Source organism: Micrococcales bacterium (genome assembly GCA_016703125.1).
Taxonomy (GTDB): domain Bacteria; phylum Actinomycetota; class Actinomycetes; order S36-B12; family UBA10799; genus JADKAV01.
Window position 1 is genome coordinate 102,290 of sequence record JADJCR010000002.1, and the last position, 12,082, is coordinate 114,371.

The 12,082-nt window shown below is 68.6% G+C and carries 13 protein-coding genes and 2 pseudogenes; 8 read left to right on the top strand and 7 right to left on the bottom strand.

The window, feature by feature from the left end; translation table 11 throughout:
• Nucleotides 1-31 precede the first annotated feature (31 nt).
• Genes IPG68_02085 through IPG68_02095 form a run of 3 tightly spaced genes read left to right on the top strand, consistent with a single transcriptional unit; the run spans nt 32 to nt 1,873 of the window.
• Entirely contained in the window at nt 32-706 is a 675-nt protein-coding gene (locus IPG68_02085) for a Crp/Fnr family transcriptional regulator (GenBank protein MBK6762132.1), read from the top strand.
• 4 nt (nt 707-710) lie between these two features.
• A complete protein-coding gene (locus tag IPG68_02090; GenBank protein MBK6762133.1) occupies nt 711-1,448 on the top strand; it encodes a DUF2029 domain-containing protein in 738 nt (245 codons plus the stop codon).
• A complete protein-coding gene (locus IPG68_02095; GenBank protein ID MBK6762134.1) occupies nt 1,400-1,873 on the top strand; it encodes a hypothetical protein in 474 nt (157 codons plus the stop codon). The genes IPG68_02090 and IPG68_02095 overlap by 49 nt, the downstream gene beginning before the upstream one ends.
• Nucleotides 1,874-1,913: 40 nt before the next feature.
• On the opposite strand, the pseudogene IPG68_02100 reads toward IPG68_02095, so the two are convergent.
• From IPG68_02100 to IPG68_02115, 4 genes and pseudogenes are all read right to left on the bottom strand, one after another.
• A pseudogene (locus IPG68_02100) lies at nt 1,914-2,639 on the bottom strand (MBL fold metallo-hydrolase).
• A gap of 92 nt (nt 2,640-2,731) precedes the next feature.
• Nucleotides 2,732-3,439 (bottom strand): NUDIX domain-containing protein, encoded by a 708-nt coding sequence (locus tag IPG68_02105; protein ID MBK6762135.1) that lies wholly within the window; start codon nt 3,437-3,439, stop codon nt 2,732-2,734.
• Nucleotides 3,439-3,796: pseudogene (locus tag IPG68_02110) on the bottom strand (RidA family protein). The gene IPG68_02105 and the pseudogene IPG68_02110 overlap by 1 nt, the downstream one beginning before the upstream one ends.
• 92 nt (nt 3,797-3,888) lie before the next feature.
• Nucleotides 3,889-4,044, bottom strand: coding sequence for a hypothetical protein (locus tag IPG68_02115; protein MBK6762136.1), 156 nt, complete (start codon nt 4,042-4,044; stop codon nt 3,889-3,891).
• A gap of 119 nt (nt 4,045-4,163) precedes the next feature.
• Here IPG68_02115 and IPG68_02120 point away from each other — a divergent pair, with 119 nt between their 5' ends.
• From IPG68_02120 to IPG68_02130, 3 genes are all read left to right on the top strand, one after another.
• Nucleotides 4,164-5,129, top strand: coding sequence for an ArsA family ATPase (locus tag IPG68_02120; GenBank protein MBK6762137.1), 966 nt, complete (start codon nt 4,164-4,166; stop codon nt 5,127-5,129).
• A complete protein-coding gene (locus tag IPG68_02125; GenBank protein MBK6762138.1) occupies nt 5,126-6,253 on the top strand; it encodes an ArsA family ATPase in 1,128 nt (375 codons plus the stop codon). The genes IPG68_02120 and IPG68_02125 overlap by 4 nt, the downstream gene beginning before the upstream one ends.
• 131 nt (nt 6,254-6,384) lie before the next feature.
• Complete coding sequence (locus tag IPG68_02130) at nt 6,385-6,933, top strand: YceI family protein (GenBank protein MBK6762139.1); 549 nt, start codon at nt 6,385-6,387, stop codon at nt 6,931-6,933.
• A gap of 100 nt (nt 6,934-7,033) precedes the next feature.
• On the opposite strand, the gene IPG68_02135 is transcribed toward IPG68_02130, so the two are convergent.
• A complete protein-coding gene (locus tag IPG68_02135; GenBank protein MBK6762140.1) occupies nt 7,034-7,345 on the bottom strand; it encodes a WhiB family transcriptional regulator in 312 nt (103 codons plus the stop codon).
• 307 nt (nt 7,346-7,652) lie between these two features.
• Between IPG68_02135 and IPG68_02140 the strand changes: the two genes are divergently transcribed.
• A complete protein-coding gene (locus IPG68_02140) occupies nt 7,653-9,836 on the top strand; it encodes a transglycosylase domain-containing protein (protein MBK6762141.1) in 2,184 nt (727 codons plus the stop codon).
• A 1-nt stretch (nt 9,837) separates the two neighbouring features.
• Here IPG68_02140 and IPG68_02145 read toward each other — a convergent pair whose 3' ends face one another.
• Nucleotides 9,838-10,542, bottom strand: a complete 705-nt coding sequence (locus IPG68_02145) for a TetR/AcrR family transcriptional regulator (GenBank protein MBK6762142.1) — start codon at nt 10,540-10,542, stop codon at nt 9,838-9,840.
• An 83-nt stretch (nt 10,543-10,625) separates the two neighbouring features.
• Here IPG68_02145 and IPG68_02150 point away from each other — a divergent pair, with 83 nt between their 5' ends.
• A complete protein-coding gene (locus IPG68_02150) occupies nt 10,626-11,564 on the top strand; it encodes an NAD-dependent epimerase/dehydratase family protein (GenBank protein ID MBK6762143.1) in 939 nt (312 codons plus the stop codon).
• Between the two features lie 6 nt (nt 11,565-11,570).
• Here IPG68_02150 and IPG68_02155 read toward each other — a convergent pair whose 3' ends face one another.
• Complete coding sequence (locus tag IPG68_02155; GenBank protein MBK6762144.1) at nt 11,571-12,032, bottom strand: GatB/YqeY domain-containing protein; 462 nt, start codon at nt 12,030-12,032, stop codon at nt 11,571-11,573.
• Nucleotides 12,033-12,082: the final 50 nt, after the last annotated feature.

Genomic DNA, 12,082 nt, shown 5'->3' on the forward strand with positions numbered 1-12,082 from the left:
GAGGACCGATTCCTGAGTCACACTGTGAGGCGTGGACGACGTCTTACGCCAAGCCCCCCTGTTCGCAGCCCTCGACGATGAGGCTGCCACCGCCCTGCAGTCATCCACTGTCGAGGTGCGGTTGTCGAAGGGGCAGGACCTTTTCCTGGAGGGCGAGCGCGGCGAACGGATGTTCGTCATCACCGAGGGCAAGGTCAAGTTGGGGCACACCGCTTCCGACGGCCGGGAGAGTCTGCTGGCGATCCTCGGACCCGGCGAACTGCTGGGCGAACTGTCGCTGTTCGACCCGGGCCCGCGTACCGCCACCGCCACTGCACTGACCGACGCCACGCTGATCGCCGTCGGCCACTCGGCCCTGCGGCCCTGGCTGACCGGGCGTCCCGAGGTTGCCGAGGCGCTGCTGCAGGCTCTGGCCCAGCGGCTGCGCCGGACAAATGAGGCAATGGCCGACTTGGTCTTCTCCGACGTTCCGGGGCGCATCGCGAAGATCCTGCTCGAACTCGGGGACAAATTCGGCCGCGAACTGCCCGACGGCCTGCATGTCTCCCACGACATGACGCAGGAGGAACTCGCCCAGCTCGTCGGCGCCTCCCGCGAGACCGTCAACAAGGCGCTGGCCGACTTCGCCAGCCGCGGCTGGATCCGGCTGGAGTCCCGCTCGGTGGTCCTCATCGACATGGACCGGCTGCAGCGTCGCGCCCGCTGAGGACGTGCTCGAACGCCGCGGCCCGGGGGCCATCGCCTGGGTCGCCATCGGGGTCGGCGCAGCACTGTGCCTGCACTACATGACCAAGGCCGCTGACGCCTACCTGCTCGACCTCGACGTCTATCGCGATGCCGCGAAGGCAGCGTGGGACGGTGACGACCTTTACGCACTGCGCTTCACCGACGTGGAACTGCCATACCTCTATCCGCCCTTCGCGATCCTCTTCCTGACCCCGCTGGCATGGCTGTCGGACTTGTCCGCACAAGTGGTGTGGACGGGGATCACCCTGGTGGCCGTCATCGTGTACGCGCTGATCTGCGTGGAGAACTTCGCGGCCAAGCGCTTCCACACCGTGACCGTGGCCTCTGTGACCGTGGCGTTCACGCTGGCGATGGAACCGACCGAGTCGGGCCTGAACTTCGGGCAGGTGAACATCCTGCTGGCCATGTTCCTGGTGCTGGATCTCAGTCATCGCGCCGGGCGCCTGCCGCAGGGGATCCTGACGGGGATCGCCGCAGCGGTGAAACTGACGCCCCTGCTGCTGGTCGTGTACTTCCTGGTGACCCGCCGGATCAAGCCCGCCTTGTGGGCCGCCGGGACGTTCCTGGCCTGCAACGCAGCCGCCTGGCTGGTCTTCCCCAGGCCTCCTGGGTCTACTGGACCGGGACCTTCCTGGAGTCCGACCGGGTCGGGGTGGCGTACATCAGCAACCAGTCGATCAACGGGCTCCTGCAACGGTTGATCGGCGACACCACCGCCACCCGCCTGGTCTGGCTGGTGCTCGCCGCGGTGGTCACCCTGGCGACGTTGATCGTCGCCCACCACCTGTACGGCAGCTTCCCGCACCTCACCGATGCGCTCGTGCTCGCCGCGATCCTGCTGGTCTCCCCGATCAGCTGGACGGCCCACTGGGTGCTCATCCTGCCGCTGCTGCTGGTGGCCGCACTGCCGGACCGCCCGGTGCCACTGCTGCAGGTGCTGGCCGGCCTGTTGGGGGTCGCCTTGCTCTACGGCGTCGTGCGCCCGCAGGAGACCGCGCAGATCCTGGTGGAACCGCGCAGCGAGCAACTGTTCTTCGGCAACACCTTCACCTGGCTGACGTTGGTCGTGGCCATGGCGTGCGTTCTCTGGTACTGGTCACGGGTGGAGGCCGACGACACGAAGTAGCGCGGTGGCACCTGCCGGTTCTGGACAGTCCTCCCGGCGCTCAGCGGCCGAGGTACTCGAGTTGGGCACGCACACTCAAGGCTGCCGCGGCCCACACGCCCCGGGGCACGTCGGCGTACACGGCTTCCACGACCCGCTGCGTCACCACGTCGATGGGCAGGTCCGGGTCCATGCCGGCCAGCGCCTCCTGGACCTCCACAAGGCGTGCGTGGCGGTGGTCCAAGTACGCGGCCAGCACCGCGGCGGCGTCGTGAAGTACCGGCCCGTGGCCCGGCCAGACCTGCACCGCATCCTGCGCCGCGACCAGGTCCGAGAGCCGCTGCAGCGATTCGAGGTAGTCGGCCAGGCGGCCGTCGGGATGGGCCACGACGGTGGTCCCGCGACCCAGGATCGTGTCTCCCGTGAGCAGCGCCCGCACCTGCGGGACGTACAGCGACACGGAGTCCGAGGTGTGCCCGGGGGTGGCTACGACGTGCACCTCGACACCGGAGCGCACCAGCACCTCGCCGGCCGCCAACCCCTAGTCGCCGTATCGGAGCGCCGGATCCACGGCCCGCACCCGGGCGTCGAGCGCTTGCGCGAACAGTCGCGCCCCGGCGCTGTGATCGGCGTGCCCGTGCGTGAGCAGGATGTCGACCACCCGGCGCCCGGCCAACGAGTGCTCCACCGACCTCAGGTGCGCCGGGTCGTCCGGACCGGGATCGACGAGGATCACGGCGTCGTCGCCGACGTCGATCAGCCAGGTGTTGGTCCCGTCCAGGGTCATGGGTCCGGGGTTGCCGGCCAGGACACACGTGCCCCCGTCGAAACGCCCACCCGCCCACGGACCCATGGACCCGGGCATTGCGACGTAGCCCGTCACAAAGCCTCTCCGGTGACGGCGTTGACCAGGATCCACGCGATGTCGTCCTCGCCGGCCGCCACCGGCCTGGGCATGATCGGCACGGGACGCCGCTGCACCTCCAGCACCTCCGCGACGGTCGCGAACCGGGCCACCTCGGCGAGGGCGGCGGCCGTGGGCGGCAGCATCGGCAGGGCCGTGGCGTCCTGCGGCCGGTACCAGCCGACCGCCTGATGCTCGCTGGTCAGGGCCATGAGGTCCTGCCCCGGCGGCAGGGCCGCGGCGTAGAAACGGGTGTCGAAGCGCCGCGACTCGATCTCCGGGGTCACCCAGTGGGCGAACGTGTGCAAGGCCGCCACCGCCGGCCGGGCACCGAGTTCGCCCAGGGCCTCCGCGAAGTCCCGCTCCCGCAGTCCTTGCACGTCCCCGTGCGGGTCCGGCTCGGCCAGCAGCACCCCACACTCCTCGAATGTCTCCCGGATGGCTGCCACCAGCCACGGGTCGCCGAGATCGGCGTCAGCGGCGTCGAGCGCACCGCCGGGGAAGACGTACATGCCGCGGGCGAAGCCCAGGTGGGCCGATCGCTGCAGCAGCGCCACCTCGATCCCCGCTGCGCCGTCCCGCAGCAGCACCAGCGTCGCGGCCGGCCGCGGATCGGGCGCGGACCACTGACCGCCGTAGACCATGGCGCGGGCTCGCTCGAGCAGCTCCGGAGGCATGCGCATCAGAGCACCTCGGCGATGACCTCGACCTCGACCGGTGCGTTGAGTGGCAACGCAGCCACGCCCACCGCCGAGCGTGCATGCACGCCGTGCTCGCCGAGGACCTCGCCGATGAGTCCGGAGGCGCCGTTGACCACCTGCGGCTGAGCTGTGAAACCGGGCGCGCTGGCCACGAATCCCACGACCTTGACGATGCGCACCGTCGAGTCCGCCGGCCTGCTCGGCCACGGCGGCCAGGGCGTTCAGCGCGCACTGCCGGGCGCAGGCCACCGCATCGTCCAGACCGACCTCGGATCCGACCAGGCCCGCGTGCAGCAGCTCGCCATCATGTAAGGGCAACTGCCCCGACGTGTAGATCATGGAGCCGGACCGCACTGCCGGAACGTAGGCCGCGACCGGCGCGGGCACCGGCGGCAGCGTCACGCCCAACTCCGCCAGTCGCTGCTCGACGTTCACGGCCTCGCCCGCTTGAAGTACGCCACCAGGTTCTCCGGTGTCGGGCCGGGAACGACCTGCACCAGCTCCCAGCCGTCGGCTCCGAAGTTGTCGAGGATCGCCTTCGTGTTGTGGATCAGCAGGGGCGCGGTCAGATACTCCCACGTAGTCATGCCCCGACCCTAGGACACCGCCCCTCGCAGCGCACTCCCCCTGCCAGGTGCCCGGGTGCAGGACGGGCGTTCCCCCCTACTCTGGGAACGTGAGCAATCGGGTGCCGAGCTGGTCCCGCGTGCGCCTGCATGTGGTGTCCGGCAAAGGGGGGACGGGCAAGACCACGGTGGCCGCGGCACTGTCCCTGGCCCTGGCCCGCGGCGGCCGGAAGGTCCTGCTGCTGGAGGTGGAGGGCCGACAGGGGATCGCGCAGTTGTTCGACACCGCACCGCTGCCGTACCAGGAGACCAAGATCGCGGTGGCCGAGGACGGCGGCATCGTGTACGCCTTGCCGGTCGACCCGGAAGCGGCGCTGCTGGAGTACCTGGAGATGTTCTACGGCATCAAGCGCGGTGGGTACGCCCTGCGCAAGCTGGGTGCCATCGACTTCGCCACGACCATCGCCCCGGGTCTGCGCGACGTCCTGCTGACCGGGAAGGCGTCCGAGGCGGTCAAGCGCGGGGAGAAAGTCGGCCGTCCGGCCTATGACGCGGTGGTCCTCGACGCTCCTCCGACCGGGCGGATAACCCGCTTCCTCAACGTCAACACGGAGATCGCGGGCCTGGCGAAGGTGGGGCCCATTCGTTCCCAGGCCGACTCGGTGATGGGGGTGATCCGGTCGGCGCGCACTGCCGTGCACCTGGTGACGCTGCTCGAGGAGATGCCCGTGCAGGAGACCCTGGACGGGATCACGGAACTGCAGTCCGCCGGGTTGCCGCTCGGCGCGATCGTCATCAACCAGGCCCGGCACTCCGAACTCGGTCCCGAGGAACTGGCGCTGGCATCGGCGCGCAGGCTGCCGCAGGCCGAGTTGCGCGAGGGGCTGCTGCGAGCCTCCGTCGAGCCGACGCCGGCCACCCTGCGGGCGTTGGAGGACGAGGCCGCCGACCATGCCACGCGGGTGGCCTTGCAGGATTCCGAACGGCAGCGCTTGGTCGACACCGGCCGCCCGATCATGGAACTCCCGCTGCTCGCCGGCGGCGTCGACCTGGCTGCCCTGTACGCCTTGGCCCGTGACCTGCACGCACAGGGGCTGCCCGGATGACCGCGCCACGACTCGACATCGACGCACTGCTCGACGACCGCGACGTCGGGGTCATCGTCTGCTGCGGCTCCGGAGGGGTCGGCAAGACGACCACCGCCGCGGCCCTGGCGCTGCGTGCGGCACAGCGCGGCCGCAGCGCCTGCGTGCTGACCATCGACCCGGCCCGGCGCCTCGCGCAAGCCATGGGCCTGACGGAGCTCGACAACACACCTCGCCCGGTTCCCGGGATCGAGGGTGGTTCGCTCAGCGCGATGATGCTGGACATGAAGCGGACTTTCGACGAGATCGTCGAAGCACACGCCGAGCCGGAACGCGCCAAGGCGATCTTGGAGAACCCCTTCTACCAGGCGCTGTCGAGTTCGTTCGCCGGCACGCAGGAGTACATGGCGATGGAGAAACTCGGGCAGTTGCGCTCGCAATCGCAGAGCGGGGAACACTGGGACCTCATTGTCGTGGACACCCCGCCGTCGCGTTCGGCGCTGGACTTCCTGGACGCGCCCAAGCGCCTCGGCTCGTTCCTGGACGGGCGCCTGATCCGCGTGCTCGCCGCCCCCGCACGAGGCGCCGGACGGATGTCCGCGCGCGTGCTCAGTGCCTCGCTGGGGCTGTTCACCGGCGCGATGAGCAAGATCCTGGGTGCTCAGGTGTTGCGCGACGTGCAGCTGTTCGTGACGAGTTTCGACGCGCTGTTCGGCGGTTTCCGGGAGCGCGCGGAGCAGACCTACGCGCAGTTGCAGGCACCGGACACCCGCTTCGTCGTGGTGGCGGCGCCGGAGTCTGACGCGCTGCGCGAGGCGTCGTACTTCGTCCAGCGCCTGGAGACCGAACGCATGCCGCTGGCCGGGCTGGTGCTCAACCGCGTGCAGGAGGTTCGGCTACCCGACCTGTCCGCAGCGACCGCCCGGGCCGGCGCGGAACGCCTCAACGATGAACACTCGCTCGTGGCCGAACTGTTGCGGCTGCACGCGGATCGGATGGAGACGGCTGCCCGCCAGGAGCACCTCGCGGGCTCGTTCACCGGCGCCCACCCGCGGGTTCCGGTGGCCTCGGTGATCGCCCTGGCCGATGACGTCCACGACCTCGAAGGCCTGCGCACCGTGGGAGACCTGCTGGCGAAGGACTGAGGACCCGGCCGGGTCGTCGTCACCACCAGCAACCCCGGGAATTCTTCCCGCCATTGTCCCGTTTCCACTTGACAAGATTGCTTGAATGCTCAACAATCTAGTTGAAGACACAACGACTTAGGAGATATCCCATGGCAGACCTGACCCAGTACACCGGCACCTGGACCATCGACCCCACCCACACGCGCCTCGGCTTCGTCGCCCGGCACGCGATGGTCACCAAGGTCCGCGGATCCTTCACCGACTTCGCTGGCTCGCTGACCCTCGACGGCGCCAACCCCACCGCCTCCAGCGCCACCGTCACCATTCAGATGGCCAGCGTCCAGTCCGGCACCGTCGACCGCGACGCCCACCTGAAGTCCGCTGACTTCTTCGACGTCGAGACCTACCCGGCGATGAGCTTCGCCAGCACCGGCGTGAAGCAGACCGACGGCGACGAGTTCGTCCTGCTGGGCGACCTGACCATCAAGGACGTGACCCGGCCCGTGGAGATCGAGGTCGAGCTCGACGGCATCGTCACCGACCCCTTCGGCAACACCCGCGCCGGCTTCGAGGGCGAGGCGGAGATCAGCCGCAGGGACTTCGGCCTGACCTGGAACGTGCCGCTGGACGCCGGCGGCGTGCTGGTCAGCGACAAGATCAAGATCCAGCTCGACGTGTCTGCCACCAAGGCTTCCTGACCATGTGACCGGTGTCCGCCCAACCCTCCCCCAGCGGGCGGCTCACCAACGCGCGAGGCCCCGTTCCCAGTCCGGGAACGGGGCCTCGTCGCGCGGTGTCTCAGGCGAAGGCGTGGCGCCGGGCGTCCGCCTGCGCCGGGATCTGACGCGTCGACGCAGTCTCCAGCAGTTCCGTCCAGGACTTCACATGCGGCCGCTTGCGCAGCAGGGCTCGGCGTTCGCGCTCGGTCATTCCGCCCCAGACCCCGAACTCGATCCGGTTGTCCAGCGCATCAGCGAGGCACTCCATCTTGACCGGGCACCCGTTGCAGATCTGCTTAACGCGATTCTGGGCTGCCCCCTGGACGAACATCTCATCCGGATCCGTGTCACGACACGCGGCTTGGGCGCTCCAGGCAACGACGTTGAGCACTTTGGTACTTCCCCTCAGTCCGGTTCTGAGCCATCCCCCGAAGCTCTCGGTAACAGTAAGCAACCGCTCCGCTACCGTTGAGGGCCATTCGTACTATGACACCTAGTCTTTTCAGACCATTTGCCACTGGCCCCTCGCAGTGTCGGCGTTATCTGCGTCACATCTGCTGGTAACAGCATGGCCCATAACCCCGGGGTCTGTGAACCCGGGGTATACCTTCTCGTTACCTGGGAAGCGCACATCGTCCATCGCCCAACGGACACCACATGGGTGGCGCGGGAACCAGGGCCACGTACCCTTACGTCTGATGGCTGTGTCGAATGCTCGTAAGAAGTCCACTGCGGATCGCCCGGTGCCCGCACTCGCCCGCTTGGGCCTCGTCGGGCTGGTCGGCGGCGCGATCCTGGCCGCCATGGCGGTGCCCTTCGTCGCCGGATTCGGCAAGGCCTCCGAGGTGGCCGCCGAGCAGATCGGATCGCTGCCTGCAGTCCTGGCCACCCCGCCGCTGCCGGCGCGCACCTACATGCTCGACGCCGACGGCAACCGGATGGCGACACTGTTCGACGAGAACCGCATCGAGGTGCCGCTGAACAAGATCAGTCCCAACATGCAGCGCGCCATCGTGGGCGTCGAGGACGAGCGCTTCTACGAGCACCACGGAGTCGACGTCCAGGGCCTGATCCGGGCCCAGTTGGAGAACACCGCCAGCGGCTCGATCCAGCAGGGCGCGTCCACTCTGACCATGCAGTACGTCCGCAACGTGCTCGTGACCGCTGCCCGCAACGAGCAGGAGGTCGAAGCCGCCCTCGAGCGCACCACGGCCCGGAAACTGCAGGAGATCCGCTACGCCGTGCAGTTCGAGCGGGAACTGCCCAAGGACGAGATCCTCCGCCGTTACCTCAACATCGCTTACTTCGGCTCCGGCGCGTACGGCGTTGAGGCGGCCTCGCGCCGGTACTTCGGCCACGGCGCCGACAAGATGAGCGTGGTGGAGGCAGCCACGCTGGCCGGCATCGTGCAGGCCCCGGTCGGCTACGACCCGCTGATCAACCCGGAGGACTCCGAGACCCGGCGTAACGCGGTGCTGGCCAAGATGGAGTCGCTGGACTACATCACCCCCGAGCAGTACCAGAAGGCTGTCGCCAAGCCGGTGAAGAGTTACCTCGAACCGAAGAAGATCAGCAATGGCTGCGCGGAAAGCAAGTACCCCTTCTACTGCGACTACGCGGTCAAGCAGATCCTGAACGACCCGAACTACGGCAAGACCGTTCAGGACCGTGAGGACTTCCTCAAGCGCGGCGGCTTGGTCATCCACACGGCCATGCAGCCCAAGGCGCAGGCTGCGGCGACGAACGCGGTGATGAACACCATTCCCCCCAAGGACCCGAGCAAGAAGGGGACCGCCATCGCCATGGTGAACCCGCCCACCGGCGAGGTGGTCGCGCTCGCGCAGAACCGGCTGTGGGGCACCAAGGGCAAGGGTCGCACCACGTACAACTACGCCGTCGATCAGAAGGACGGCGGGACCACCGGTATGCAGGCCGGGTCGACGTTCAAGATCTTCACGCTTGCCGCCGCGATGGAAGCCGGATTCTCACCGTTCACGGTCCTTGACTCCTCTGACGACAAGAACTTCCCCGCCGGCCCGTGGGGCTGCACCGACGGCAACTACTTCGGGGCCTACACGGTGAGCAACTCCACCTCCTCCGGGCAGTTCAACATGCTGCAAGGCACGGCCTTCTCGGTGAACACCTACTTCGTCGGCCTCGAGCAGCAGGTGGGCCTGTGCCGCACGGTGGACATCGCCCAGCGCACCGGCATGTCCCTGGCCAACGGCGCGGAGTTGCCGCTGGTCCAGTCCTTCACCCTCGGCTCGGTCGAGGTGTCGCCGCTGGCCCTGGCCACGAGTTACGCCACCATGGCCAACCACGGGGTCTACTGCAAGCCGCACGCGATCACCCGCATCGTCGACGAGCAGAGCAGCGAGAAGAAGGTCGTCTCGAAGGTCGACCCCCAGTGCCGCGCGGCGGTGAGCAGGGAGGTCGCCGACTCGGTGACCGCAATCCTCACCCATGTCGTGGACGGCGGTATCCCGGGCCGCACCGGTGCGGCGATGAGCCTCGGCCGGGACGCGACCGGCAAGACGGGCACCACCGACTCCTCGGCTGCCGTTTGGTTCGCCGGATACACGCCCGAACTCGCGGCGGCGGTATGGGTGGGCGACCCGCGCGGTGGTTTCCAGTACCCGATGAAGAACGTCTACATCAACGGCTCGTACTACGGTCAGGTCTTCGGTTCCAGCCTGCCGGGTCCGATCTGGAAGCAGGCCATGTTGGGCGCCCTCTCGGAAACTCCGCCGAAGTCGTTCGAACTGCAGACGCTGTTCGGCCTGCGCACCGCCCGCGGTGGCGGCAGTTACATCCCGCCGACCTACACGCCGGCGCCGGTGCCGGGCGTGCCGTCGACCCCGACCCCGCTGCCGACACCGTAATTCAGGACACGCCGAGGTTCTCGGCAAGCACCGCCAGTTCGAACTCGAAATAGGCACGGCGGTCGGCCCCGGAATCGCCGACGACGCCGTGGCGATGTCCGAAGAGCTCGAACGAGATCGATCCGATCATGTGCGTCCACGCCATGACACCGACGGCGAAGGCCGCCTCGCTGTAGGCCGGCTGCGTGATCCCCGTCCACGCCGCCATGCCGGTGAGCCCCGGGCGCAGGCTGCGGGCCACGCGGTCGCTGTACGCGGCGGGGGCGATCTGGACGCGGGCCTGCTGGATGATCCCGACAAGCAGGGCCGGGATGCGGGTGGCGGGCGCGATGGTCTCCTGCGGAGCGGCGTAACCGGGGACGGGGGAACCATAGATCAGCGCGAAACGTTGCGGATTGGCCAGTGCCCATTCCCGGCAGGCCAGGCCCACTGCCCGCCAGCGCCTGCCAGGGTCCGGCGCCCGGTCAGCCCGGACCTCGACGGCCGCTGCCAAGTCGTCGTACGCGTCGATGATGAGCAGCGTGAGCAACTCGTCCCGGGAACTCACGTACCGGTAGATCGCGCTGGACGCCATGCCGAGGTCGCGCGCGATCGCACGCACCGACAGCTGCGCGGGACCCACCTCCACGAGTTGCCGATTCGCGGCCTCGGTGATCGCGGCCATGATCGCCGCCCGGTTGCGTGCGCGGAATCCCGATTCAGTCATGGTCCGAGTATATGCGAGCACTGCTCTTGCTTTTGCGAGCATTGCTCTGTAGTGTGAGCAGTGCTCGCACATTAGGAGAGATCATGGGTCAACACATCATCGTCGGCGCCGGTCAGGTCGGAACCCGACTGGCCGCGCTGCTCGCCGGGCAGGGTCACACCGTGCGCCTGGTGAGCCGGTCCGGCAACACCGTCCCCGGTGTGGAGGCGCGCTCGGCTGACGCCGGCCATCGTGAGGCGCTGCTGACGGCGACCGCAGGAGCCGACGTCATGTACAACTGCATCAACCCGCCGTACCACCGATGGGTCACCGACTGGCCGCCGATGGCCGACAACCTGCTCGCCGCGGCCGAGAGCACGGGCGCCGTGCTGGTCACGCTCAGCAACCTGTACGGCTACGGGGCGGTGGACGGCCCGATGACCGAGCAGGCCCCGATGGCCGCCCATACCCGCAAGGGCAAGGTGCGCGCAGCGATGTGGGAGCAGGCGCTGGCGGCACACGAAGCCGGTCGGATCAGGGCAACCGAGGTGCGCGCCAGCGACTACATCGGCGAGGCCGGTGATCAGACGAACTTCGGGTCGCGAGTCATCCCCAGGTTGCGGGCCGGCAAGCCGGTTCTGCTCATGGGACGCACCGACCAGCCGCACAGTTGGACCTACACCGGCGACGCCGCCGCACTCCTGGCGGTCGTGGGCCAGGACGCGCGGGCGTGGGGCCGGCCTTGGCACGTGCCCACCAACCCCGCCCGCACGCAGACCGAGGTGATCGGGGATCTGGCCGCCGCCATGGATGTGCCAGCACCGAAGATCCGGACGGCAGGGGCGGGCACGCTGCGCCTGGTCGGGCTGTTCAACCGCCCGGCCGCTGAACTCGTGGAGATGCTCTACGAGTTCGACCGGCCGTTCGTCCTGGATTCGTCCCTGACCGAGCACACGTTCGGCCTCAGGCCGTCGCCGTGGGGCGAGATCATCGATGAGACGCTGCGCCGCAACGGGCTCGAAGTCCGAGCGAGCGCGCAGTAGGGCGGATCAGCCCTGCAGGCGCTGCCGGACGATGCCGGACACGGCCTTGCCGTCGGCACGACCGCGGGTGGCCGCCGTGACCTGCTGCATCACCGGACCCATCGCGGCCATGCCCGTCTTCCCCGACGCGGCGACATGGGCGATCGCCTGGTCGATGATGGCCGACACCTCGTCGTCGCTCAGCGGTGCCGGTAGATAGCCGGTGAGAACACCGAGTTCGGCATCCTCGCGGTCGGCGAGTTCGGGGCGATTGGCGTCGCGGTAGGCGGTGGCCGACTCCCGGCGCTTCTTGGCCTCTTTGTCGAGGACCGCGAGCACCTCGTCGTCGGTCAGTTCCTTGGCCTGCTTGCCGGCGACCTCAGCGTTGGTCACCGCGGCCAGGGCCATGCGCAGAGTCGCTGCGGTGAGTTCATCGCGGGACTTGATCGCTGCCTGCAGGTCCGACTGCAAGGTCTGTTTGAGGGCCATGGCGCCAATCCTTTCATGTGACCGCGGTCATGGTACGGGGGTTTGTCGCC